General features: G+C 71.6%; 21 protein-coding genes. 8 read left to right on the top strand and 13 right to left on the bottom strand.

From position 1 onward, the window contains the following. Positions 1-125: 125 nt before the first annotated feature. The gene (locus ACFW48_RS35760; RefSeq protein ID WP_386322402.1) at positions 126-1,355 is read left to right on the top strand and encodes a trypsin-like serine peptidase; all 1,230 of its coding nucleotides are present in this window, start codon (positions 126-128) and stop codon (positions 1,353-1,355) included. A gap of 190 nt (positions 1,356-1,545) precedes the next feature. Next, entirely contained in the window at positions 1,546-2,757 is a 1,212-nt protein-coding gene (locus ACFW48_RS35755) for a trypsin-like serine peptidase (RefSeq protein WP_386322400.1), read from the top strand. A gap of 76 nt (positions 2,758-2,833) precedes the next feature. Here the strand turns inward: ACFW48_RS35755 and hflX are convergent, their stop codons facing one another. From hflX to miaA, 6 genes are all read right to left on the bottom strand, one after another. Beyond that, positions 2,834-4,333, bottom strand: coding sequence for a GTPase HflX (hflX, locus tag ACFW48_RS35750; protein WP_386322398.1), 1,500 nt, complete (start codon positions 4,331-4,333; stop codon positions 2,834-2,836). A 148-nt stretch (positions 4,334-4,481) separates the two neighbouring features. Beyond that, complete coding sequence (locus ACFW48_RS35745; RefSeq protein WP_386322396.1) at positions 4,482-6,017, bottom strand: M1 family metallopeptidase; 1,536 nt, start codon at positions 6,015-6,017, stop codon at positions 4,482-4,484. A 311-nt stretch (positions 6,018-6,328) separates the two neighbouring features. Continuing rightward, the gene (locus tag ACFW48_RS35740; protein ID WP_386322394.1) at positions 6,329-8,497 is read right to left on the bottom strand and encodes a RelA/SpoT family protein; all 2,169 of its coding nucleotides are present in this window, start codon (positions 8,495-8,497) and stop codon (positions 6,329-6,331) included. Between the two features lie 231 nt (positions 8,498-8,728). Beyond that, the gene (gene dapF / locus ACFW48_RS35735) at positions 8,729-9,598 is read right to left on the bottom strand and encodes a diaminopimelate epimerase (protein WP_386322392.1); all 870 of its coding nucleotides are present in this window, start codon (positions 9,596-9,598) and stop codon (positions 8,729-8,731) included. 107 nt (positions 9,599-9,705) lie between these two features. Continuing rightward, positions 9,706-10,206 carry a hypothetical protein gene (locus ACFW48_RS35730; RefSeq protein ID WP_386322416.1) on the bottom strand — a complete coding sequence of 167 codons (501 nt, stop codon included), beginning with the start codon at positions 10,204-10,206 and terminating at the stop codon, positions 9,706-9,708. A 107-nt stretch (positions 10,207-10,313) separates the two neighbouring features. Then, the gene (gene miaA / locus ACFW48_RS35725; RefSeq protein ID WP_386322391.1) at positions 10,314-11,252 is read right to left on the bottom strand and encodes a tRNA (adenosine(37)-N6)-dimethylallyltransferase MiaA; all 939 of its coding nucleotides are present in this window, start codon (positions 11,250-11,252) and stop codon (positions 10,314-10,316) included. A gap of 183 nt (positions 11,253-11,435) precedes the next feature. Here miaA and ACFW48_RS35720 point away from each other — a divergent pair, with 183 nt between their 5' ends. Together ACFW48_RS35720 and ACFW48_RS35715 are read left to right on the top strand one after the other, a co-directional pair. Then, positions 11,436-11,720 (top strand): hypothetical protein, encoded by a 285-nt coding sequence (locus tag ACFW48_RS35720; RefSeq protein ID WP_386322389.1) that lies wholly within the window; start codon positions 11,436-11,438, stop codon positions 11,718-11,720. Between the two features lie 24 nt (positions 11,721-11,744). After that, positions 11,745-12,038: an antitoxin gene (locus tag ACFW48_RS35715; RefSeq protein ID WP_386322387.1), complete on the top strand. Its 294-nt coding sequence runs from the start codon at positions 11,745-11,747 to the stop codon at positions 12,036-12,038. A 119-nt stretch (positions 12,039-12,157) separates the two neighbouring features. Here ACFW48_RS35715 and ACFW48_RS35710 read toward each other — a convergent pair whose 3' ends face one another. The 4 genes from ACFW48_RS35710 to ACFW48_RS35695 all read right to left on the bottom strand — a co-directional run bounded on the left by ACFW48_RS35710 (position 12,158) and on the right by ACFW48_RS35695 (position 16,268). After that, a complete protein-coding gene (locus ACFW48_RS35710) occupies positions 12,158-12,880 on the bottom strand; it encodes a class III extradiol dioxygenase subunit B-like domain-containing protein (RefSeq protein ID WP_386322385.1) in 723 nt (240 codons plus the stop codon). Between the two features lie 49 nt (positions 12,881-12,929). Then, positions 12,930-14,447, bottom strand: coding sequence for a tRNA (N6-isopentenyl adenosine(37)-C2)-methylthiotransferase MiaB (gene miaB, locus ACFW48_RS35705; protein ID WP_386322383.1), 1,518 nt, complete (start codon positions 14,445-14,447; stop codon positions 12,930-12,932). Positions 14,448-14,550: 103 nt separating this feature from the next. Then, positions 14,551-15,210 carry a response regulator gene (locus ACFW48_RS35700; RefSeq protein WP_386322381.1) on the bottom strand — a complete coding sequence of 220 codons (660 nt, stop codon included), beginning with the start codon at positions 15,208-15,210 and terminating at the stop codon, positions 14,551-14,553. Beyond that, positions 15,210-16,268, bottom strand: coding sequence for a sensor histidine kinase (locus tag ACFW48_RS35695; protein ID WP_386322379.1), 1,059 nt, complete (start codon positions 16,266-16,268; stop codon positions 15,210-15,212). The genes ACFW48_RS35700 and ACFW48_RS35695 overlap by 1 nt, the downstream gene beginning before the upstream one ends. Before the next feature lie 102 nt (positions 16,269-16,370). Here ACFW48_RS35695 and ACFW48_RS35690 point away from each other — a divergent pair, with 102 nt between their 5' ends. Together ACFW48_RS35690 and ACFW48_RS35685 are read left to right on the top strand one after the other, a co-directional pair. Continuing rightward, positions 16,371-16,856 (top strand): cation:proton antiporter regulatory subunit, encoded by a 486-nt coding sequence (locus ACFW48_RS35690; protein WP_386322377.1) that lies wholly within the window; start codon positions 16,371-16,373, stop codon positions 16,854-16,856. Positions 16,857-16,860: 4 nt separating this feature from the next. Continuing rightward, the gene (locus tag ACFW48_RS35685) at positions 16,861-18,093 is read left to right on the top strand and encodes a cation:proton antiporter (RefSeq protein ID WP_386322375.1); all 1,233 of its coding nucleotides are present in this window, start codon (positions 16,861-16,863) and stop codon (positions 18,091-18,093) included. A gap of 143 nt (positions 18,094-18,236) precedes the next feature. Here ACFW48_RS35685 and ACFW48_RS35680 read toward each other — a convergent pair whose 3' ends face one another. Next, positions 18,237-18,665 (bottom strand): MazG nucleotide pyrophosphohydrolase domain-containing protein, encoded by a 429-nt coding sequence (locus ACFW48_RS35680; RefSeq protein WP_386322373.1) that lies wholly within the window; start codon positions 18,663-18,665, stop codon positions 18,237-18,239. A 108-nt stretch (positions 18,666-18,773) separates the two neighbouring features. Here ACFW48_RS35680 and ACFW48_RS35675 point away from each other — a divergent pair, with 108 nt between their 5' ends. After that, positions 18,774-19,769 carry a TAXI family TRAP transporter solute-binding subunit gene (locus ACFW48_RS35675; RefSeq protein WP_386322371.1) on the top strand — a complete coding sequence of 332 codons (996 nt, stop codon included), beginning with the start codon at positions 18,774-18,776 and terminating at the stop codon, positions 19,767-19,769. Here the strand turns inward: ACFW48_RS35675 and ACFW48_RS35670 are convergent. Together ACFW48_RS35670 and ACFW48_RS35665 are read right to left on the bottom strand one after the other, a co-directional pair. Further along, complete coding sequence (locus tag ACFW48_RS35670) at positions 19,748-21,202, bottom strand: ATP-binding protein (RefSeq protein ID WP_386322369.1); 1,455 nt, start codon at positions 21,200-21,202, stop codon at positions 19,748-19,750. The genes ACFW48_RS35675 and ACFW48_RS35670 overlap by 22 nt on opposite strands. A gap of 9 nt (positions 21,203-21,211) precedes the next feature. Next, the gene (locus tag ACFW48_RS35665) at positions 21,212-21,898 is read right to left on the bottom strand and encodes a response regulator transcription factor (protein ID WP_386322367.1); all 687 of its coding nucleotides are present in this window, start codon (positions 21,896-21,898) and stop codon (positions 21,212-21,214) included. A 288-nt stretch (positions 21,899-22,186) separates the two neighbouring features. On the opposite strand from ACFW48_RS35665, the gene ACFW48_RS35660 reads away from it, so the two are divergent. Further along, positions 22,187-22,963 carry an amino acid ABC transporter ATP-binding protein gene (locus ACFW48_RS35660; RefSeq protein WP_310870878.1) on the top strand — a complete coding sequence of 259 codons (777 nt, stop codon included), beginning with the start codon at positions 22,187-22,189 and terminating at the stop codon, positions 22,961-22,963. Positions 22,964-23,010: the final 47 nt, after the last annotated feature.

Raw genomic sequence — 23,010 nt, 5'->3', positions numbered from 1 at the left:
CGACGGACGCTTGCCAGGTCAGACCTTGTATCCGAACCGTTGCCGTTCCGTCGGAACTCCCCCACAGCGAACGAATAGTGTGTGGTGCCGTTCCAGGGCAGTTCACCATAGGGGGAATCACCAGCATGCGATCCATACGGCCGTCGTTCACCACGCGCGGGCACAGGCGCGGGCGGCGCGGAAACTCCCCCGTGCCGGTCGCCGTGGCGCTCGTCTCGGCACTCGCGCTCACCGCCACCGCCTGCGAGTCCGGCGACCCCGAGGCGGGCGGCGACGCCGCGGCCTCCGCGTCCGCCGCGGACGGCGGCAACGGCGAGATCCGGATCCCGGACCACATCAAGGACAAGCTCAAGGAACACGGGATCGACGTCGACGAGTGGAAGAACGGCGCCTGGAAGAACTGGAGCAAGGACGACTGGCTGCGTGAGGCGCAGGACTACGTCAACCCGATCATCGAGGACCTGTGGGACCCGGACCGCATGCGGGACGCCCAGGAGCCGGACCAGGAGGTCGACGACAGCGACCTCTCCGGTGACCAGGGCGTCACCGACCCGGAGCCGCAGCCGGTGCAGGCGCAGGCGGTGACGCCCAAGTACCACGACAGCGCCGCCACCGCGGGCAAGCTGCTCTTCGACTCCCCCCAGGGCTCGATGGTCTGCTCGGCCACGGTCGTGGAGGACCCGGCCAACCCGGGCAAGTCCAACCTGGTCTGGACGGCCGGCCACTGCGTGCACGCGGGCAAGAAGGGCGGCTGGTACCGCAACATCGCGTTCGTGCCCTCGTACAACGACGCCGGCAAGTCGACCGAGGAACTGCAGAACGCCACCAAGGATGAGGTCGCTCCCTACGGCGTCTGGTGGGGCGACTGGGCGCAGACCTCGGACCAGTGGATCGAACAGGGCGGCGCGACCGGCGGTGACGGCGCCTCGTACGACTACGCCGTCATCCATGTGACGCCGGAGAAGGGCAGCGACGGCAAGTCCCTGGAGGAGACGGTCGGCGACGCGCTTCCGGTGGACTTCGACGCGCCCGCGGTGCCCGAGGTGAAGAACCTCAAGGCGATCGGCTACCCGGCCGCGGCGCCGTACGACGGCCAGAAGCTGTACCAGTGCGAGGGCAAGCCCGGTCGGCTGTCGATCGCCGCCTCCGACCCGACGATGTACCGCATCGGCTGCACCATGACCGGCGGTTCGTCCGGCGGCGGCTGGGTCGCGGCCGGTTCCGACGGCGAGCCGGCGCTGGTGTCCAACACCTCGATCGGCCCGGTGACGGCCGGCTGGCTGGCCGGTCCGCGGCTGGGCGAGGAGGCCAAGGGTGTGTTCGACGCGGTGAGCGGCAAGTTCGCCGGCCAGTGACCGCACGCTGAGGCGCACCGCCTCGACTCGGAGGGCGGTGGGGTGCGTCGGGCCCGCCCGGCACCCCACCACGCCTTCGGTGACATTCGTACGTTCCGCATTCGTACGTTCCGCATTCGTACGTTCCGCATTCGTACGTTCCGCACTTGTACGTTCCGTATTCATACGTTTCAACGGGGGTCGACCCACCATGCGTTCCGCACCAACGCCCGCTGCTCCACGGCACCGGCGGCGCACCGCACTCGCCGCCACCGGTCTCGTCGCCGCCCTGGCGCTCACCGCGACCGCCTGTGGCGGCTCGGAGAAGGACGAGGCCGACGCCAAGCCCAGCGGCGGCACCTCGCAGGCCGCCGACGCCGGCGGTGACGGCAAGGTCGAGGTCCCGGCCGGCCTCGCGGACCGGCTCGAGGAGCACGGCATCGACGTCGACCAGTGGAAGGACGGCGGCTGGAAGGACTGGGACAAGGACAAGTGGCTCACTGAGGCCAAGGACTTCGTCAACCCGATGATCGAGGGCCTGTGGAAGCCGGACCGGATGCGGTCCGCGACCGAGGCCGACAAGACCGTCACGACCAAGGACACCGCCGCCGACCAGGGCGCCACCGACCCGGAGCCGGCGCCCGTCGAGGCCGTGGCCGAGAAGACGCCGTACCACGACAACGCCGCCCCGGTCGGCAAGGTCTTCTTCGACTCCCCTGAGGGCTCGATGGTCTGCTCCGGCACGGTCATCAAGGACGCGAACAACCCGGGCAAGTCCAACCTGGTGTGGACGGCGGGCCACTGCGTGCACGCCGGCGGCAGCGGCGGCTGGTACCGCAACATCGCCTTCGTGCCCTCCTACAACGACCTCAGCAAGTCCGAGGCGGAGCTGGCGGGCGCGACGACCACCGAGATGGCCCCGTACGGCACCTGGTGGGCCGACTGGGCCTCGACCTCGAACCAGTGGATCCAGGGTGGTGCGGAGGACGGCGGCGACGGCGCCGCGTACGACTACTCCGTGCTGCACGTGAAGCCGGAGCAGGGCAGCAAGTCCCTGGAGGAGACGGTCGGCGCCGCGCTGGAGGTGGACTTCTCCGCCCCCTCCGCGACGGAGGTCGCCAGCATGGGCGCCTGGGGCTACCCGGCCGCCGCGCCGTACAACGGCCTGAAGATGTTCAAGTGCGTCGACCGGCCCGGCCGGCTGTCGCTGAGCCCGTCGCTGCCGACGATGTACCGCATCGGCTGCACCATGACCGGCGGTTCGTCCGGCGGCGGCTGGTTCCGGGTGGTGGACGGCGAGACCAAGCTGGTCTCGAACACCTCGATCGGCCCGCTGGAGAACACCTGGCTGGCGGGTCCGCAGCTGGGCCGGGAGGCCGAGGCGATGTACCAGAACATGAGCAAGACGTACGGCGGTCGCTGACAGGCACACGCACGCGCTGAGGGCCCGCCCCCTGCCGGCAGGGGGCGGGCCCTCGTCGTCGCTGTGCGACTGGGCGTCAGGCGAGCGGGGCCGGAACGTACGGCGTGAGTTCCGCCGCCAGTTCCTCGTGCACCCTCACCTTGAGCAGGGTGCCCTCCGGGGTGTGCTCCTCGGAGATCACCTCGCCCTCGTCATGGGCACGGGCGACCAGCTTGCCGCGGGTGTACGGCACGAGCGCCTCGATCTCGACCGACGGGCGCGGCAGCTCGTTGTCGATCAGCGCGAGCAGCTGGTCGATGTTCCGGCCGGTGCGCGCCGAGACCGCGATGGACCGCTTCTCGACCCGCAGCAGCCGCTGGAGCACCAGCGGGTCGGCCATGTCGGCCTTGTTGATCACGACGATCTCGGGTACGTCGGTGGCGCCGACGTCCCTGATCACCTCGCGCACGGCGGCCAGCTGCTCCTCCGGGGCCGGATGCGAACCGTCCACCACGTGCAGGATCAGGTCGGAGTCGCCGACCTCCTCCATCGTGGAGCGGAACGCCTCGACCAGGTGGTGCGGCAGGTGCCGGACGAAGCCGACGGTGTCCGCCAGGGTGTACAGCCGTCCGCTCGGTGTCTCCGCGCGGCGCACGGTCGGGTCCAGGGTGGCGAACAGCGCGTTCTCCACCAGCACGCCCGCGCCGGTGAGGCGGTTGAGCAGCGAGGACTTGCCCGCGTTGGTGTAGCCCGCGATGGCGACGGACGGCACCTTGTGGCGCTTGCGCTCCTGGCGCTTGATCTCGCGGCCGGTCTTCATCTCCGCGATCTCCCGGCGCATCTTCGCCATCTTCTCGCGGATCCGGCGCCGGTCCGTCTCGATCTTGGTCTCACCGGGGCCACGGGTGGCGAGGCCGCCGCCCTTGCCGCCGCCCATCTGCCGGGACAGCGACTGACCCCAGCCGCGCAGCCGCGGCAGCATGTACTGCATCTGCGCGAGCGCGACCTGCGCCTTGCCCTCACGGGACTTGGCGTGCTGGGCGAAGATGTCCAGGATCAGGGCCGTACGGTCGATGACCTTGACCTTGACGACGTCCTCGAGGTGGATCAGCTGTCCCGGGCTCAGCTCACCGTCGCAGATGACGGTGTCCGCGCCCGTGTCGAGGACGACGTCCCGCAGCTCCTCGGCCTTGCCGGAGCCGATGTAGGTGGCGGCGTCGGGCTTGTCGCGGCGCTGGACGACGCCGTCGAGCACGAGCGCGCCGGCGGTCTCCGCGAGGGCGGCCAGCTCGGCGAGGGAGTTCTCCGCGTCCTGCGCGGTGCCCGAGGTCCACACGCCGACGAGGACGACCCGCTCCAGACGGAGCTGGCGGTACTCGACCTCGGTGACGTCCTCGAGCTCGGTGGAGAGGCCCGCCACGCGGCGCAGCGCCGCGCGGTCGGAGCGGTCGAACTGCTCGCCGTCCCACTTCGGCTCGGTGTCGGTGTCGTGGCTCCAGGCGACGTCCTCTTCCATCAGGGCATCGGCCCGGAGGCCCTCGGGATAGGTCTGCTCGAGACGCTTGGTGTCCTGGGAGGGGGAAGAAGAGGAGGTCATTGGATCCTTACGCAGCTGGGAACGGAATCGCGCGCGGCGTTGACACCGCGACACTATGCACAACGCACGAGCCGCCGGAGAGATTCCCGCGGCCCCTGCCGTGCCGTCCCGAAGATGGTCGCACGGCACGGGCCGTCTCGTCACCGGCTTATTCCCCGTGCGCCTCCCTGGTGGCGGCCGCCGACGCCTGGTCGGTCGCCGTCGGCTTCCAGTCCGGGTGGCCGGGCATGGGCGGGGTCTTCTCGCCGTACAGCCAGGCCTGGAAGAAGTCGCCCAGGTCGCGGCCGGAGATCTCGGAGGCGAGCTGGACGAAGTCGGCGGTCGTCGCGGTGCCGTCCCGGTGGCGGGTGACCCACGCCTGTTCGAGGCGCTCGAAGGCGGGGCGGCCGATCTCCTGGCGCAGGGCGTAGAGCACGAGGGCGGCACCGTCGTACACGTTGGAGCGGAAGATCCCGGTCTTGCTGCCGTTCTTCGGCGGCTTCGGCGCGGCCGGCGGTCCGCCCGCCGTGCGCCAGCGGTCGGAGGCGCCGTAGGCGGCCTTCATGCGCGCCGCCATGGGCTTGTCCGCGGTCTCCTCCGCGTACAGCGCCTCGTACCAGGTGGCGTGTCCCTCGTTGAGCCACAGGTCGGACCAGGTGCCCGGGCTGACGCTGTTGCCGAACCACTGGTGGGCCAGCTCGTGCACCATGATCGACTCCACGTACCACGCGGGGTAGGCGGGTTCGGTGAACAGCTCTCGCTCGAAGAGGGAGAGCGTCTGGGTCTCCAGTTCGAAGCCGGTGGTGGCGTCTGCCATGAGCAGGCCGTACGTCTCGAAGGGGTAGCGCCCGACCTTGTCCTCCATCCAGGCGATCTGGTCGGGGGTCTTCTTCAGCCACGGTTCGAGCGCCGCGCGGTGCTTCGTCGGCACGACGTCCCGGACGGGCAGTCCGTGCGGGCCGGTGCGGTGCAGCACCGTGGAGCGGCCGATGGAGACCTGGGCCAGCTCGGTGGCCATGGGGTGCTCGGTGCGGTACGTCCAGGTGGTCGATCCGCCGACCTGGTCGACACCCGTCGGCAGGCCGCTCGCGACGGCCGTGAGCCCGTCGGGGGCGGTGACGCGGAAGGTGAAACGCGCCTTGTCGGAGGGGTGGTCGTTGCAGGGGAACACCAGGTGCGCGACATCGGCCTGGTTCGCCATGGCGAGGCCGTCGGCGGTGCGCACCCAGCCGCCCTGGCGGTCCTCGGGGTACACGGGGTCGCTGCTGTGCCGCACGGTGATCCGCGTCCACTCGCCCTCGTCGAGCGCGTCCTCCGGCGTGACGACGAGGTCCTCGCCGGCCGTGGCGAAGCCGGCAGGCTCGCCGTCGACCTCGACGGAGTCGACCTTGCCGTGGGAGAAGTCGAGGTTGACCCGGTCCAGGTCGGCCGTCGTCCGGGCGTCGATGGTGGTGACGGCCTTCAGCGGCTCGCTGTTGCTGCCGGAGTAGGTGAAGGACAGGTCGTAGGCCGTCACGTCGTAGCCGGGGTTGCCCAGGTGCGGGAAGAGGCGGTCGCCGATGCCCAGGGGGGTCGGCGGGGCGCTCGCGGCGACCAGGCAGACGGAGACGGCCGAGGCGAGCAGCGCCGCGGCCCGGAACCGGCGGCGGGACCACGCGCGGGGCCGCGGAGTCGGGGTGTGAGGGGTGTGAGGGGTGTGCAGCATCCCCCACGGCTATCAGCGCGTGTGTGCGCTGCGGCGACGGCGCGCGCCCGGAACACCCGAACGGGTACGTCCCGGCGGCCGACGCCCGCCCGACACGACCGGCCCGGACGCGACCCGCCCGGGTACCACCGGACCCGGGTACGACCCGCCGGGGTACGACCCGCCCGCACACGACCGGACCCGGGTACGCCCCGCCCGGACGCGATCCGCCCGGGTACGACCCACCCGGGTACGACCGGACCCGGGTAGCCCGCCCCGGACGCGATCCACCCGGGTACGACCTGCCCCGACACGACCCGTCCGGATACGGCTCAGACTCCCGTGGTCTGCGGCTGCGCTCTGCTCACGTCGTACACCCCGGCCACGTCGCGCATCGCGCGCATGAGGGCGGGCAGCCGGGCGGCGTCCGGGAGCAGGACGGTGTAGGTGTGGCGGACCCGCTGCCGGTCGGGGGGTTCGACGGTCGCGGAGACGATCTCGGCGCCTTCGACTGCCATGGCCTCCGTGAGATCGGCCAGGAGGTGCGGGCGACCGAACGATTCGGCGAGCAGCGTGACCCTGCACTGCGTGCTCGCCCCCCAGCGCACGCCGACCTCCGCGCGTCCCGCGCTCTTCATTCGCGCCACCACCGCGCACTCCGCGCGGTGCACGGTCACCACTCCCCCGCGCACCGCGAAGCCGGTGATCTCGTCGGGCGGTACGGGGGTGCAGCAGCCGGCCAGCCGTACGGTCGCACCCGGCGGGTCGACGAGGACGTCGGCGGAGGCGGGACGGGCGGCCGGTCCGTCGGACGCCGGACGCGAGACGGGTGCGTCGCCGACGGCGGGGCCGCGGGACGACTCCTCCGCTTCGGCGGGCGGCCGCGCGGGGTGGGCCGCGAGCCGACGCTGGATGGCGATCCGCGCGGCAGGCGTGTGGGCGTGCTCCAGCCACTCCCTGGAGGGCTCGGAGGCGGGGTCCTGGCCCATCAGGAGTTGCACGGTGTCGCCGTCCCGCAGCACCGTGCTCATGGTCGCCAGGCGGCCGTTCACCCGGGCGCCCATGCACGCGTGCGCGTCCTCGCCGTACTGGGCGTACGCGGCGTCCACGCAGCTCGCGCCCTCGGGCAGACCGAGGGTGCCGCCGTCGGGCCGGAAGACGGTGATCTCGCGGTCCTGGGCGAGGTCCGCGCGGAGGGTGGACCAGAAGGTGTCGGGGTCGGGGGCGCCCCGCTGCCAGTCGAGCAGCCGGGAGAGCCAGCCGGGCCGGGTCGGGTCTGCGCGCTCGCCGTCGCCCGCGGTCTGCTCCTCCGACGGCGGGGCGTAGGGATTGCCGAGCGCGACGACACCCGCCTCGGCGACCTTGTGCATCTGGTGGGTGCGGATGAGGACCTCGACGACCTGGCCGTCCTGCGCGCGGGCCACCGCGGTGTGCAAAGACTGGTACAGGTTGAACTTGGGTACGGCGATGAAGTCCTTGAACTCCGATACGACCGGCGTCATGCAGGTGTGCAGTTCACCGAGGACGGCGTAGCAGTCGGCGTCCTCCTGCACGAGCACCAGGAGGCGGCCGAAGTCCGCGCCGCCGAGCGGGCCGCGCTTGCGGGAGACACGGTGCACGGAGACGAAGTGGCGGGGCCGGATGAGGACTTCGGCGGTGATGTCGGCCTCGCGCAGCACCTTGCGCACCTCGTCGGCGACCGCGGTGAGCGGATCGTCCGCGCGGGCGGCGTTCTCGTCGACCAACTCCCGCGTGCGCGCGTACTCCTCGGGATGCATGACCGCGAAGACGAGGTCCTCCAGCTCGGACTTGAGCGCCTGTACGCCGAGCCGCTCGGCGAGCGGGATGAGCACGTCCCGGGTCACCTTGGCGATGCGCTCCTGCTTCTCCTTGCGCATGACACCGAGGGTGCGCATGTTGTGGAGCCGGTCGGCGAGTTTGATCGACATCACGCGGACGTCGTTGCCGGTGGCGAGGAGCATCTTGCGGAAGGTCTCGGGCTCGGCGGCGGCGCCGTAGTCGACCTTCTCCAGCTTGGTGACGCCGTCGACGAGGTAGCGGACCTCGGCGCCGAACTGCTCACCGACCTGGTCGAGGGTCACCTCGGTGTCCTCGACGGTGTCGTGGAGGAGGGAGGCGGTCAGCGTGGTGGTCTCCGCGCCGAGCTCGGCGAGGATCAGGGTCACGGCGAGGGGGTGGGTGATGTACGGCTCGCCGCTCTTGCGCGTCTGGCCGCGGTGCGAGGACTCGGCCAGCACGTAGGCGCGGCGCAGCGGATCGAGGTCGGCGTCGGGGTGGTGGGCGCGGTGTGCCTCGACGACGTGGCCGATGGCGTCGGGCAGCCGGCCGCGGGCGGCGGAGCCGAGCAGTGCGGCGCGGCCCAGGCGGCGCAGGTCGATCCGGGGGCGGGCCTTCCTGCGGGGCGCGGCCGGCGCGACGGCGCCGTTGACCGCGGGCGTCACAGGGCCTGGGCTCGCTGGATTCACGGCCTCCGCATTCATGGGCACCTCCGGCTGCACGGACCGGCGGACGGGGTATCCCAGGGCGGACACGGCTCAGGGGATGGTGTTGGTCCCCCGTCCGGGCCGGTGCTTGATGCTATCGAGCCCATCACGTGCGGCTGACCGCCTCTCGCCGAGCGTGAAACGGATCACCCATTCGAGCGATGGTCCGAGGGTTTACGTTTTCGCACTGAGTGTCATGGACCGGGCTGTGGTTCACCGGGTCGTGGTTCAGGCGAGTACCCCTTCCAGCCATGCGGAGTCGAATTCTCCCGTGGCGACGATCACGGCGGGGCCCGTCATCTCGATCTCGCCGTCGGGGCGCTCGGTGATCACCAGGGTGCCGCCGGGCACGTCGACCGTGTAGGTCGCCGGGGTGCCGGTGACCGCCGGGTCGGCGCCGTCCCTGCGGGCGGTGGCGACGGCGACGGCGCACGCGCCCGTGCCGCAGGAACGGGTCTCCCCGGAGCCGCGCTCGTGCACGCGCATCGCGACGTGACGGGGGCCGCGATCGACTACGAACTCGACGTTGACGCCGTCCGGGTAGGCGGTGGCGGGCTCGTGGAGCGGCGGGGAGTACAGGTCGCCCGCGTGGGCGAGGTCGGCGACGAAGGCGACCGCGTGCGGGTTGCCCATGTTCACGTTCCGCGCGGGCCAGCTGCGCCCGTCGACGCTCACCACGACGTCGCCCTCGGGGAGCAGCGCGCGGCCCATGCCTACGGTCACGTCGCCGTTCTTCGCGAGGTGAACGCGCTTCACGCCTCCGCGCGTGGCGATGGTCAGATCGCCCTCGGCGGCGTGCCCGGCGCGCTGGAGGCAGCGCGCGAAGACCCGCACTCCGTTGCCGCACATCTCCGCGACCGATCCGTCGCCGTTGCGGTAGTCCATGAACCACTCCGCCTCGGCGGCCATGTCCTTGGCCTCGGGGTGCGCCGCGGACCGCACCACGTGCAGCAGTCCGTCGCCGCCGATGCCCGCGCGGCGGTCGCACAGGGCGGCGACGGCCGCTGGGGGCAGGTCGATGGCGTTCTCCGGGTCCGGGACGATCACGAAGTCGTTCTCGGTGCCGTGACCCTTGAGGAAGGCGATCCGCGTGCTCATTCCTCGATCGTACGGGGTCGGTACGACAGGACGACGAGGCGTGAACGAGGGGCGGACGTGCTCGGACGCGGGCACGCGCACGCGGGCCCCGCGCCGGTGGGCTCCTGTCAGCCCCGCAGGCGGGCCACCCGCCACACGGCGAGGACGACGACGGCCGCGACCGCCAGGGCGTACACGAGGATCATCCGCCAGTCGGCACGGCGCCCCGATCCGCGCTGCGGCAGACCCGGCCAGGTGTAGCCGACCCGGCGGGCGGCCATCATGCCCCAGCCGGCCGCGCAGGAGCAGATCAGCAGCCCCAGCATCGCGATCACCGCGCCGCTGTCGCCGAAGTCGAAGGCGAGCGGGAAGGCGAACATCAGGGAACCGACCACGGCCAGGCACACGATGGGCGCGAGCTGCCAGATGCGCAGCCGTCGCTGCGGACGCAGCTCGACCTCGACCTCGTCCCCGTACATCCCGTCGGGCTCGGGGCCGTCGGCCGCCACGCCCTCCGGGGTCTCGTCGGGGCCGTCGGGGCTCAGACCGGCTCCGTCCGGCTCCGGTCCGCCGTGGTCGGCGGCGCCGTGCTCGGTGCTTGGTGCGGTGTCACGAGGGCCGGCCTCCATCGCCACGCGCCCTCCCAACTAGGACTCACTCGGTCGATCGAAGCTCGATGATGGCACGCCGCCGAAGGCCCGGATGACGGCCGGGGCGTCCCGATGCCATCACGTGATCAGGCTGTAACCGGTCGTTCGACCAACGACAGGGCGAGCCGCGGAAGTTCCGTGCGATCCGCCACAGCCCCACTCAACCAGTGCACCCGCGGATCGCGCCTGAACCACGAATCCTGACGGCGCGCGAAGCGTTTGGTGGCACGGACGGTCTCGGCCCGCGCCTCGTCCAGCGTGCACTCGCCGGCGAGCGCCGCGAGCACCTGCTGGTAGCCGAGCGCGCGCGACGCCGTACGCCCCTCGCGCAGCCCCTGCGCCTCGAGTGCGCGCACCTCCTCGACCAGACCCGCCTCCCACATCCGGTCGACGCGGTGGGCGATGCGCTCGTCCAGCTCGGGGCGCGCCACGTCGACGCCGATCTGCACGGTGTCGTAGACGGAGTCGTGGCCGGGGAGGTTGGCGGTGAAGGGCCTTCCGGTGATCTCGATCACTTCCAGGGCGCGCACGATCCGACGGCCGTTGCTGGGCAGGATGGCCCGCCCGGCTTCCGGGTCGGCGGCGGCCAGACGGGCGTGCAGCGCCCCCGGGCCCCGCACTGCGAGCTCCTCCTCCAGCCGGGCTCTGACCTCGGGGTCGGTGCCGGGGAACTCCAGGTTGTCGACGGCCCCGCGGACGTAGAGGCCGGAGCCGCCGACGAGTACCGGCCAGCGCCCCTCGGCGAGCAGCGCGTCGATCCGCTCCCGCGCGAGCCGCTGGTACTCGGCGACGGATGCGGTGACCGCCACGTCCCAGATGTCGAGCAGGTGGTGCGGGACGCCACCGCGTTCCTCGGGCGTCAGCTTGGCGGTGCCGATGTCCATCCCACGGTAGAGCTGCATGGAGTCGGCGTTGACGACCTCACCGCCGAGCCGCCGGGCCAGGAAGACGCCCAGATCGGACTTTCCGGCCGCGGTGGGTCCGACTACGGCGATGACGCGGGGGGCGGGGGGTGCGCTGCTCACCGCACCAGTCTCGCAAACCTCTCGCCCGGCCCTCGAACGAGTTACGTGACGGCGCGGGGCCGGGATCGTTGCCCGTTGCGAGGTTCCCGCGCCCCGGACCACCGGGGCCATGGCCCCGGCCACGCAAACGGACGCACCGGATGCCGCGGGATTTCGCCCGCACGAGTAACGTATGGAGTTGATATGGGCGTTTTTGCACGGCTTTTTCGGAGGTCGAAGACCACGGAGGAGGCGCCGGCCGCCGCGACGTCGGCCGATACCCCGGAGCCCGAGCGTGCGGCGGAGGCGAACGCGGCAGAGACCGTGGAATCGACCGAAGCCGGACCCCGGAACACGGCACAGCCCGCGGAGGCCGACGAGGCCGCTGAGGCCGACGAGTCCGCCGACTCGGAGAGCGTCGGCATCCCCAAGCAGCAGTCCGCCGGGGAGGCCGTCGACAACGAGGCCGACAAGGGCGCCCGCACCTGACTGCCCCGTGAGGGAAGGCGAACCATGGGTCTGCTGGACAACTTGAAGGCCAAACTGGGACCGGCGAAGGGCAAGGTCTCCGACCTCGCGCAGCAGCACGGGGACAAGATCGATCGCGGTCTCGACAAGGTGGCGAAGACCGTCGACGAGAGGACCAAGGGCAAGTACAGCGACCGGATCCAGACGGGCACGGGCAAGGCGAAGGGCGCCATGGACCGCCTCGCCCACAAGGACGCCGACGGCATGGACGGAGACGGGAACACACCGGGCACCACCCCGGGCGGTACCCCGCCGGCCGGGCCGCCTCCGGCTTCCTGACCCACGCCCCACGCCCCGGTAGCGGGGCGGGGCACCGGCACATCGGCGGACGGTCACGAGCGGATCAGCTCCGGGCCGTCCGCCGGCTCGTGCGTGGCGGATGTCCCGCGGCCGGCCTCCTACGACCAGATGGCCGCGACGTACCCCACCCCGTACGGCGCGTCCTCGTACAGCAGCGCGCCGGCGAGAGCCGTGTCCTCGGCCGCGCCCGCGAGGACCTGCCAGGGCGCCCGGCCGGACACCTTCAGCTCGCGGGCCAGCGCGGCGTCCAGCGCCGCGAGGGCGGTCACGTCCGCCGCTCCCAGCGCGCGCCCCACCTCCGCGTCGAAGGGCGCCGCCCGCTCGTCGAGGTACCCGGGGGCCTTGAGCGTGCGGCACGCGCTGGCGTCGCCCAGCACCAGCAGCGCGATCCGACCGGCCCGCGCGGCGACGTCCCGGCCCAGCGCCGCGCAGCGATCGGCGGGGAGGGCCTCCCCCACACCGATGCCCTCGACGGGGGCGTCGGCCCACCCGGTCCGTCCGAGCAGCCATGCGCCCACGGCGAACCCGTACGGCAGCTCACGACCGGTTCGCTCCGGCTCCGTACCGAGGTCCGGGCCCAGGCGCACGTCCAGATCCACGCCGAATCCGCGGAACGAGCCCGGCGTGCCCTGCGGATAGACCTCGGGTCCGGTGCCGTCGGCGGGCCCCACCACCACGAGCCGGTCGGGCCGGGCCGCGGCGAGCACACCCAGCGCGTCCGTGCAGGCGGCACGCGCGGCGTCCAGCTCGGGTGCGGCGCCCGCGGCCACCTCCGGCACGAGGAGCGGCGGACAGGGACAGACAGCGGCGGCGACAAGCATGATCGGCAGCGTAGCCCCGTACCGCCGTCCGCCGTCGTACGCCCTGCGGTCAGTCGCAGCCGCAGCCGCTCGCCACGGCGGGCTGGGGCTCGGGAACGCCGATCTTCGGCAGGCCCAGCATCACGCCCACGGGCTTGGCCTGCTCGGCCGCGTTGCGCTTCTCCCAGGCGTCGCCCGCGCGCGTGCGGCGCACACCGAGCACCTCGCCCTCTGCGAGGAGGTGGTGCGGAGCGGCGTAGGTGATCTCGACCGTCACCACGTCGCCCGGGCGGACCTCCTGGTCGGGCTTGGTGAAGTGCACCAGGCGGTTGTCGGGGGCGCGGCCGGAGAGGCGGTGGGTGGCGCCGTCCTTGCGGCCCTCGCCCTCGGCGACCATCAGCTCCAGGGTGCGGCCGACCTGCTTCTTGTTCTCCTCCCAGGAGATCTCCTCCTGGAGGGCGACGAGACGCTCGTAGCGCTCCTGGACGACCGCCTTGGGGATCTGGTCGTCCATCTCCGCGGCCGGGGTGCCGGGCCGCTTGGAGTACTGGAAGGTGAAGGCCTGGGCGAACCGGGCCTCGCGCACCACGTGCAGGGTCTGCTCGAAGTCCTCCTCGGTCTCGCCGGGGAAGCCCACGATGATGTCGGTGGTGATCGCCGCGTGCGGGATGGCGGCGCGCACCTTCTCGATGATGCCCAGGTAGCGCTCCTGGCGGTAGGAGCGGCGCATGGCCTTCAGGACGGGGTCGGAGCCGGACTGGAGCGGCATGTGCAGCTGCGGCATCGCGTTCGGTGTCTCGGCCATGGCGGCGATCACGTCGTCGGTGAAGTCGCGCGGGTGCGGGGAGGTGAAGCGGACGCGCTCCAGGCCGTCGATGTTGCCGCAGGCACGCAGCAGCTTGCTGAAGGCCTCGCGGTCGCCGATGTCGGAGCCGTAGGCGTTGACGTTCTGCCCGAGGAGGGTGATCTCGGAGACGCCCTCGGCGACCAGGGCCTCGACTTCGGCGAGGATGTCGCCGGGACGCCGGTCCTTCTCCTTGCCGCGCAGCGCCGGGACGATGCAGAAGGTGCAGGTGTTGTTGCAGCCGACGGAGATGGAGACCCAGGCCGCGTAGGCGCTCTCGCGCCGGGTCGGCAGCGTGGACGGGAACGCCTCCAGGGACTCGGCGATCTCGACCTGCGCCTCCTCCTGCACTCGGGCGCGCTCCAGCAGCACCGGCAGCTTGCCGATGTTGTGCGTGCCGAAGACGACGTCCACCCAGGGCGCCCGCTTCACGATCGTGTCGCGGTCCTTCTGCGCCAGGCAGCCGCCGACCGCGATCTGCATCCCGGGGCGGCTCGCCTTCTTCGGGGCGAGGTGGCCGAGGTTGCCGTACAGCTTGTTGTCGGCGTTCTCCCGCACGGCGCAGGTGTTGAAGACGACGACGTCCGCGTCGCCGTCGGCACTCTCGGGGGCGCGGACGTAGCCCGCGTCCTCCAGCAGCCCGGACAATCGCTCGGAGTCGTGGACGTTCATCTGGCACCCGTAGGTGCGTACTTCATAGGTGCGCGTGCCGCCCACTGACTGGCTCCGGTCGATGCTGCTCATGGCAATAAGGGTAGGCGGTCGGCGGCGATGGCCCGGGCCGCCTGTGGACAACCGGGGTCGGTGCTGGTCAGGGCTGGTCGGAGCCGGCGACAGGCCCTAGTGGTCAGGGCTCGATGAGGCCCGCGCGGATCGCGTACCGGGTGAGCTCCAGGCGGTCGCGGACGCCCAGCTTCTGGAGGAGGTTGGCACGGTGGCGTTCGACGGTCTTGGCGCTGATGAACAGCAGCTCGCCGATCTCCTTGGAGGTGTGGCCCTCGGCGACGAGCTTGAGGATCTCCTCCTCGCGTTCGGTGATGGGCCGCTCGGGCAGGCCACCGCCGCTGTGCAGGCGGTCCAGGTAGGAGCGGACCAGGGCCCGTTCGGCGCCCGGGTAGATGAACGGCTCGTCGCGTACGGCCGCCCTGCATGCCTCGACCAGGTCGCGGTCGGCGACGGACTTGAGGACGTAGCCGCAGGCACCGGCCTTGAGGGCCTCGAAGAAGTACTGCTCGTTGTCGTACATGGTCAGGATGAGGATGCGCAGCTCGGGCAGGCGGCGGGAGAGTTCGCGGGCCGCCTGGAGGCCGGTCATGCGGGGCATGGCGACGTCCAGGACGGCCAGGTCCACGTCGGTGGCCCGCGCCACCGCGACCGCCTCGGCCCCGTCACCGGCCTCGGCGACGACGGTCAGGTCGGGTTCGCCGTCCAGGATGAGGCGCACTCCGCGGCGTACGAGGGTGTGGTCGTCGGCGAGCAGGACGCGGATCGGGGGCCGGGCGGACATCAGGGGCGGTCTCCGGGTCGGTCCCCCGGCGGGGCGGGGACGCGAAGGCGTACGTCGGTGCCCCGTACGGGGGCGGGTTCGAAGTGGATCTCGGCTCCTATCAGCAGGGCCCGTTCACGCATGCCGCGGATGCCGGCGCCTTCGGAGGCCGCGCCGAGACCGGTGCCGTTGTCGCGTACGAGCAGTTCGACGCCGTCGGGCAGCGGGCGGAGGCTCAGCTCCACGCGGTCGGCGGCGGCATGGCGGGCGGTGTTGGTCAGGCCCTCCTGGGCGACCCGGTAGATCACGAGTTCCGCCTCCGGGGCGAGCGGGGGCAGGTCGCCGGGGACGTGATGGTGGACGGTCAGCCCGTGGTGCGTGAACTCGGCGGCGAGCGAGCGCAGGGCGCTGGCGAGGCCGAGCTCGTCCAGGACACCGGGGCGCAGGCGACGGGCGATGCGGCGGATCTCGTCGAGGCCGGCCCGGGTGGCCTCCTGGGCGAGCGACACTTCCTCACGCAGTTCGCCGGGCACCCGGTCGGCGACGCGCTTGAGCTGGAGGAGGACGGCCGTGAGGGTCTGGCCGACCTCGTCGTGGAGCTCGCGGGCGATGCGGTGGCGTTCGCGTTCCTGGGCGTGCAGGGCACGGCCGGCGCCGGCGGCGCGTTCGGCCTGGAGCCGGTCCAGCATCGTGTTGTACGTCGCGATCAGCTGTGCCGCCTCGGCCGGTCCGGCGACCGTCGGGCGGGCCCCTGGCACCAGCAGGTCGGCGGTGGCCATGGCCCGGCCGAGCCGGTGCAGCGGGGCGAGTCCTATGCGCAGGACGACCGCGTTGCCGGCCAGCAGCGCCGCGAGGCCCGCCAGCAGGACCAGCGCTTCCCCGGGCAGGACGGGCGTCGACACGGTGACCGGTCCCAGCAGCAGTGCTGTGGCGACGACCAGACCCGCGGCGTTGAGCGAGAAGATCCGCCAGAACAGCGACACGGTCCTCTTCCCGCTCCTCCCGGCCCTCGCGCACGACACCGCCGCGGCCAGCTTCGCCGCCCGCGACCGGCCGCGTATATCCGTCACGACACCCATATCGCCACCGTACGTGCGGATGACAGCATGGCGAGGCCGCGAGCATGTCACTCACGTGCCGGAAGCGCGGCAAGGGAAGCAAGACAAATGAGGGGAAAGCTCGTGTCAGCTCCACGCCTGAGGGCGACGCCGCTGCCGGGTATCGGGGTCCAGTACGACCTGGTGACTCGCGAACACCGCCATCTGTCGGTGGTGGCACACCGCGACGGCACCCGCACGGTGAACATGTACCGGGCCGACGACCCTGATTCCTGCGCCCACTCGCTTCGGCTGGCCGGTGCGGAGGCGGGTGCGCTGATCGACGCGCTGAAGCCCTCCCACCACAGCCCGAGCCTGCTCTACACCACTGACCTCGGGCTGGTCGCCGAGCGGATCGAGGTGTCCGCGACGTCCCGGTGGAACGGCCGCCAGCTCGGCGAGACGTGCATGCGGACCGAGACCGGCGCGTCCATCGTCGCGGTGCTGCGGCGGGCCGAGGCCATTCCGTCGCCCGCGCCGGACTTCCGGCTGGTGGGTGGTGACACCTTGATCGTCATCGGCACCCGCGAGGGCGTCGACACGGCCGCGGCGATACTCGGGCAGGAGTGAGCCGGTGCACTCCGCGGTTCTGCTGATCGAGTTCGGTTCCATCATTCTGGGGCTCGGGCTGCTCGGCCGGTTCGCCGGCCGATACCGCCTCTCCCCGATCCCGCTGTACCTGTTGGCCGGGCTGGCGTTCGGCGAAGGCGGCCTGCTGCCGCTGGGGGCGAGCGAGGAGTTCGTCGCCGCCGGCGCCGAGATCGGCGTCATCCTCCTGCTGCTGATGCTGGGCCTGGAATACACGGCCAGCGACCTGGTCACCAACCTGAAATCCCACTATCCGGCCGGCCTCGTCGACTGCGCGCTCAACGCCGTACCGGGCGCGGTGGCCGCACTGCTGCTGGGCTGGAGTCCGGTGGCGGCCGTCGTACTGGCCGGAGTGACGTGGATCTCGTCGTCCGGTGTCATCGCCAAGGTGCTCGGAGACCTCGGCCGCGTCGGCAACCGCGAGACCCCGGTGATCCTCAGCGTGCTGGTCCTGGAGGACCTGGCGATGGCGGTGTACCTGCCGATCGTCACCGCTCTGGTGGCCGGTGCCGGGCTGATGACAGGGAGCATCACGCTGGCGATCGCGCTGGCCGCGGCGGGCGCGGTGCTGTTCGTGGCGCTGCGTTACGGCCGGGTGATCTCGCGGTTCGTCTCCAGCGACGACCCGGAGAAGCTGCTGCTGGTGGTGCTGGGCCTGACGATCCTGGTCGCGGGCGTCGCGCAGCAGCTCCAGGTGTCGGCCGCCGTGGGCGCGTTCCTCGTGGGCATCGCGCTGTCCGGAGAGGTCGCGGAGGGCGCGCACACACTGCTGAGCCCGCTGCGGGACCTGTTCGCCGCGGTCTTCTTCGTCTTCTTCGGGCTGCACACCGATCCGGCCAGCATTCCGCCGGTCCTGCTGCCCGCTCTCACACTGGCTCTGCTCACCGCCGTGACGAAGATCGCCACCGGGTACTGGGCCGCCCGGCGGTCCGGGATCTCCGTCAAGGGCCGCTGGCGCGCGGGCGGTGCGCTGGTGGCGCGCGGCGAGTTCTCGATCGTCATCGCGGGCCTCGCGGTCTCGGCCGGTATCGAACCGTCCCTGGGCCCGCTGGCCACGGCCTACGTCCTCATCCTGGTCGTCCTCGGCCCCCTCACCGCCCGCTTCACCGAGCCGCTGGCGTCCCGTCTGTTCCGTCGCCGGGACAACCCCGACCGCCCCGGCGGCGTCCCCGACGGGACGCCGCAGACGGCGGGGGCGGAGGCGTCGGTGGGCGACTGACCCCGCGACGGCCTCGGTACGACCCCGACACGACCCCGGTACGCAGGTGCCGGGGTCGTCGTGTCGTACGTCGGCGGCAGCGGCAGCGGCAGCGGCAGCCGCAGCGGCAGGAACACGGAAGGCCACCGCGCCCCGCGCCCGCATCAGGCGCCCGGCGTCTCCAGTGCCTCCACCGTCCGCGGCGTCCATCCCTGCCGGCGCAGTACGCCCGGCACGTCCGGCGCCTCGTAGTGGTCGCCCTTGAGGACCTTGCCGTCGGCTCTGCGGCTGACCCGGCCGTCGGGGCCCAGCTTGGTCATGTTGGAGCGGTGGATCTCGGCGATCACTTCGTCGAGGTCGATGCCGTGGACGAGCGCCGTGCCGTAGGCGACGTAGACCACGTCCGCCAGTTCGTGCGCGAGCCGGTCGAGCGGGCCCGTCACCGACACCTCGGCGACCTCGGCGGCCTCCTCGGCGAGCAACTCGCCTCTGTGGGCGGCCAGGTCGGAGGAGACCTCGGTCGGAGTGCTGCGGGCGTCCAGCCCGAAGGCGAGGTGGAAGGCGCGGACCAGGTCGGCGGGCGAGGAGTTCATGCGGACGACTTTAACGAGCGCCACTGACAGTCGGCGCCGCGCTCCCGCACGGTCGCCGTGTGAGCTCCGCCCTGGTCAGCCGGGTTGCGGGCTGGCAGGATCGCGCACATGTCCTCGCTGCTCTCCCGTATCGGCAGACGCCGCGCCGTCCAGGGCTCGGTCGCCGGTGCCGTCGCCCTCGGGCTGCTGCTGTGGTGGCTGCTGCCGCTGGGCGAGGAACCGCCGAGCGGGGCGATCACGTTCAGCACGGGCACACGTGCGGGCGTCTACCAGAAGTACGGCGAACTGCTGCGCACCGAGCTGCGCAAGGACATGCCGGACCTGAAGGTACGGCTGATGACCAGCGCGGGCTCGCAGGAGAACGTCGAGCGGGTGGCGTCCGGGGAGGCCGACTTCACGATCGCCGCGGCCGACGCCGTGGAAACGTACAAGATCGCCGGCCGTCCCGGCTCCGAGGGGCTGCGCGGTGTCACCCGCCTCTACGACGACTACGTGCAGCTCGTGGTGCCGAGTGGCTCGGACATCCAGTCCGTCGCCGACCTGCGCGGCAAGCGGGTGGCCATCGGGCTGCCGAACTCGGGCGTACGGCTGATCGCCACCCGGCTGCTGAAGGCCGTGGGCATCGATCCGGAGAGGGACATCACGCCGCGTGCGGACGGGATCGACACCGGCCCGGGGCGGCTGGGCGACGAGCTCGACGCGTTCTTCTGGTCGGGCGGCGTGCCGACGGACGGGCTCAAGCAGATCGCGGAGACCTCCGCCTTCCGGTTCGTGCCGATCGGCGAGGACCTCGTCGGCAAGCTGCACGAGTCAGGCGGCGCGACCCGCTACTACCGCACCACCAACATGCCGGAGTCGGCGTACCCCACCGTGCAGAACGGTGCCGTGGTGCCCACGATGGCGGTGTCCAACCTGCTGGTGACCCGCGCGGACATGGATCCGCGGCTCACGGAGTGGCTGACCAGGACGGTACTCGACAGCCGCGACGGCATCGGGGCGACCGTCCACTCCGCGCAGCTGGTGGACCTGCGTACCGCGATCTACACCGACCCGCTGGAGCTGCACGAGGGTGCCCGGCGCTACTACCGGTCGGTGAAGCCGTAGGGCCGCTCCGGCTCCTTGGTTGCGCCTGCCCCCGGCCCGGACCGCGGCACCGTGACCGTCACCTCGAGGCCGTGCGGCTCGTGGTGGCCGAAGTGGATCGAGCCGTCGCCCGCCGCGAGCAGCGCCCGGCAGATGGACAGGCCGAGGCCGGAGCCCTTGATGTTCTGGTGCCGGCCGCTGCGCCAGAAACGGTCGCCCACGCGCGCGAGCTCCTCGTCGGTCAGCCCGGGACCGTTGTCGGTGACGACGACGGTGGTGGCGTCCCCGACGGAGGCGACCGCGACCCGGACGGTCTCGTCGGTCGGCGTGAACTTCACCGCGTTGTCGATGACCGCGTCCAGGGCGCTGGACAGCGTCACCGGGTCGGCCCAGCCCGTGGTCGGCGGGCAGTCCCCCACCAGCCGCACACCCTTGGCCCCGGCCGTCGGTGACCAGGCCGCCACCCGCTCGGCGGCCAGCGCGCCGATGTCGGTGAGCTTCAGGTCCGCCTGGCTGTGCTCGGCCAGCGCCAGGTCGAGCAAGTCGTCCAGGACCCGGGCCAGTCGTTTTCCCTCGGTCTGGACGGAGGCGATCTCCTCGTTGTCCTCGGGCAGTTCCAGGGCGAGCAGCTCGATCCGCAGCAGCAGCGCCGCGAGGGGGTTGCGCAGCTGGTGCGAGGCGTCGGCGACGAAGGCACGCTGCTGTTCCAGCACGTCCTCCACGTGGTCCGCCATCTCGTTGAACGACCCGGCCAGACGCCTGAGCTCCGGCGGCCCCCCGGCCGGCGCGACCCGGGACTTGAGCCGCCCGGTGGCGATGTCGTGGGTCGTGGCGTCCAGGACGCGTACCGGCCTGAGCACCCAGCCGGTCAGCCGGAGCGCGGCGCCGACGGCGAGCAGCATCGCGGCGATCTCACCGGCGCCGATGATCAGCCAGCCGCGCAAGGTGCGCGACCGCATCGAGTCGGTGGGCGAGTCGGTGACCACGACCGCGACCACGTCCCCGTCCCGGATGACCGGCGAGGCGACCACGAGCCGGCCGTCCTCCCAGGGCCACACCTGCGGCGGGTCGTGACTGCGGCGGCTGAGCAGCGCCTCGTCGAAGGAGTCGCGCACCTCGCCGGTCTGGGGGAGGAACCAGGTCGTCGGCGCGTTGGCCATCGGGATGTGGTTGCGGTAGAAGACGCCGGCCTTGATGCCGTAGACCTCGTAGTAGCTGATGAGCTCGGTCTGCAGCGTCTCCAGGCGCTCGTCCGTGGTCGTCCGGCGCGAGCCGCCCGGCACGTCCTCGGTGACGAACTGGGCGAGCGCGGCGAAGCGTGCCGTGTCGTCTATGCGGTCGATGACGACCTTCTGCTGCTCCGCGCGGGCGACGCTGACGCCGAGCGGAACGCCGAGCGCGAGCAGTACGGCCGCCATCAGGACGATGAGCAGCGGGAGCAGGCGTGTGCTCACCCGGCCCCGCTATCCGTTGGGGGCGACGAGGCGGTAGCCGACGCCGCGGACGGTCTCGATGAGTGCCGGCATGCGCAGCTTGGCGCGCAGCGAGGCGACGTGCACCTCCAGCGTGCGCCCGGTCCCCTCCCAGCTGGTGCGCCAGACCTCGCTGATGATCTGCTCCCGGCGGAAGACCACTCCGGGGCGCTGTGCGAGCAGGGCGAGGAGGTCGAACTCCTTGCGGGTGAGTTGGACAACCGAACCGTCCACGCTGACCTGGCGTGTCGGCAGCTCGATACGCACCGCTCCGAGCCGCACCACGGTCTCGGTGCTCCCGGTGGTGTCCTCCTGGGCGGTGCGCCGGCTGACGGCGTGGATCCGGGCGAGCAGCTCACCGGTGTCGTACGGCTTGACCACGTAGTCGTCGGCGCCGAGGTTGAGGCCGTGGATGCGGGAGCGGACGTCGGAGCGGGCGGTGACCATGATGACAGGGGTGCTGGTGCGCTTGCGGATCTTGCCGCAGACCTCGTAGCCGTCCTGGTCGGGCAACCCCAGGTCGAGCAGGACGACGCCGAAGCAGTCGACCTCGGGGACGAGCGCCTGGAGAGCCTCCTCGCCGCTGCGCGCGTGGGTGACGTCGAAGCCGTGCCGTGCCAGGATCGCGGACAGGGCGGCGGCCACGTGGTTGTCGTCCTCGACGAGCAGCAGTCTCATCCGGGCTCCCTTCGGTTCATCGGCCGTACGCTTGGCGTGGGTAGAAAGACGCGTGCACACGCGCGTGCGCCTTGTGCAGTGACGCCGATGGAGGGGGACGGCGTCAAGAGGCTTCCGGTTGCGGCCGCTCGAAGTTATCCGGCCGATATGCGCCCTGCTCACAAGTGCTACGACTCGTATCCGATTGCTACCGGATCGTGATGCTCAGATTCCCCTCAGATGTAGAGACGCAGGTCGATTGGCGTTACTACTGTCCTCCGAAACCGAGGAGGACGGAGCCCGAGAGCGATGACCGAAGTATCGGTGGCCAAGGAAGATGTGGCCGCGACCGGCGAACTGGTCGTCCTGAAGAGTGTCAACAAGCACTTCGGCGCGTTGCACGTGCTCCAGGACATCGACCTGACGATCACCCGCGGCGAGGTTGTCGTGGTCATCGGACCTTCCGGGTCCGGTAAGTCCACCCTGTGCCGCACCATCAACCGCCTGGAGACCATCGACTCAGGATCGATCGCGATCGACGGCAAGCCCCTGCCCGCGGAGGGCAAGGAACTCGCCAGGCTGCGGGCCGACGTCGGCATGGTTTTCCAGTCCTTCAATCTCTTCGCGCACAAGACCGTGCTCGAGAACGTCACCCTGGGCCAGGTCAAGGTCCGCAAGGTCGACGCCAAGAAGGCCGAGGAGAAGGCCCGCGCCCTGCTCGACCGCGTCGGCGTGAGCGCCCAGGCGGACAAGTACCCCGCGCAGCTCTCCGGCGGTCAGCAGCAGCGCGTCGCCATCGCGCGGGCGCTGGCCATGGACCCGAAGGTCATGCTCTTCGACGAGCCGACGTCGGCTCTCGACCCCGAGATGATCAACGAGGTGCTGGAGGTCATGAAGCAGCTCGCCCGTGACGGCATGACCATGGTCGTCGTCACGCACGAGATGGGCTTCGCCCGGTCGGCGGCCAACCGCGTGGTGTTCATGGCGGACGGCCGCATCGTCGAAGAGGCCACGCCGGACCAGTTCTTCAGCAATCCGCGCAGCGACCGCGCCAAGGACTTCCTGTCGAAGATCCTGCACCACTGACACGGTGCGGGTCCGACGTCCGTGTCGCCCGCGCTCCAGCCGGCTCG

Source organism: Streptomyces sp. NPDC058812, from assembly GCF_042744565.1.
GTDB classification, from domain to species: Bacteria; Actinomycetota; Actinomycetes; order Streptomycetales; family Streptomycetaceae; genus Streptomyces; species Streptomyces thinghirensis.
This window is presented reverse-complemented; position numbering and strand designations above follow the sequence as displayed.

Coding starts and splice junctions, on each gene's coding strand:
- ACFW48_RS35760 (WP_386322402.1), top strand. CDS start 126: ATGCGATCCATACGGCCGTCGTTCACCACGCGCGGGCACAGGCGCGGG.
- ACFW48_RS35755 (WP_386322400.1), top strand. CDS start 1,546: ATGCGTTCCGCACCAACGCCCGCTGCTCCACGGCACCGGCGGCGCACC.
- hflX (WP_386322398.1), bottom strand. CDS start 4,333: ATGACCTCCTCTTCTTCCCCCTCCCAGGACACCAAGCGTCTCGAGCAG.
- ACFW48_RS35745 (WP_386322396.1), bottom strand. CDS start 6,017: ATGCTGCACACCCCTCACACCCCTCACACCCCGACTCCGCGGCCCCGC.
- ACFW48_RS35740 (WP_386322394.1), bottom strand. CDS start 8,497: ATGAATGCGGAGGCCGTGAATCCAGCGAGCCCAGGCCCTGTGACGCCC.
- dapF (WP_386322392.1), bottom strand. CDS start 9,598: ATGAGCACGCGGATCGCCTTCCTCAAGGGTCACGGCACCGAGAACGAC.
- ACFW48_RS35730 (WP_386322416.1), bottom strand. CDS start 10,206: ATGGAGGCCGGCCCTCGTGACACCGCACCAAGCACCGAGCACGGCGCC.
- ACFW48_RS35720 (WP_386322389.1), top strand. CDS start 11,436: ATGGGCGTTTTTGCACGGCTTTTTCGGAGGTCGAAGACCACGGAGGAG.
- ACFW48_RS35715 (WP_386322387.1), top strand. CDS start 11,745: ATGGGTCTGCTGGACAACTTGAAGGCCAAACTGGGACCGGCGAAGGGC.
- ACFW48_RS35710 (WP_386322385.1), bottom strand. CDS start 12,880: ATGCTTGTCGCCGCCGCTGTCTGTCCCTGTCCGCCGCTCCTCGTGCCG.
- miaB (WP_386322383.1), bottom strand. CDS start 14,447: ATGAGCAGCATCGACCGGAGCCAGTCAGTGGGCGGCACGCGCACCTAT.
- ACFW48_RS35700 (WP_386322381.1), bottom strand. CDS start 15,210: ATGTCCGCCCGGCCCCCGATCCGCGTCCTGCTCGCCGACGACCACACC.
- ACFW48_RS35695 (WP_386322379.1), bottom strand. CDS start 16,268: ATGGGTGTCGTGACGGATATACGCGGCCGGTCGCGGGCGGCGAAGCTG.
- ACFW48_RS35680 (WP_386322373.1), bottom strand. CDS start 18,665: ATGAACTCCTCGCCCGCCGACCTGGTCCGCGCCTTCCACCTCGCCTTC.
- ACFW48_RS35675 (WP_386322371.1), top strand. CDS start 18,774: ATGTCCTCGCTGCTCTCCCGTATCGGCAGACGCCGCGCCGTCCAGGGC.
- ACFW48_RS35665 (WP_386322367.1), bottom strand. CDS start 21,898: ATGAGACTGCTGCTCGTCGAGGACGACAACCACGTGGCCGCCGCCCTG.
- ACFW48_RS35660 (WP_310870878.1), top strand. CDS start 22,187: ATGACCGAAGTATCGGTGGCCAAGGAAGATGTGGCCGCGACCGGCGAA.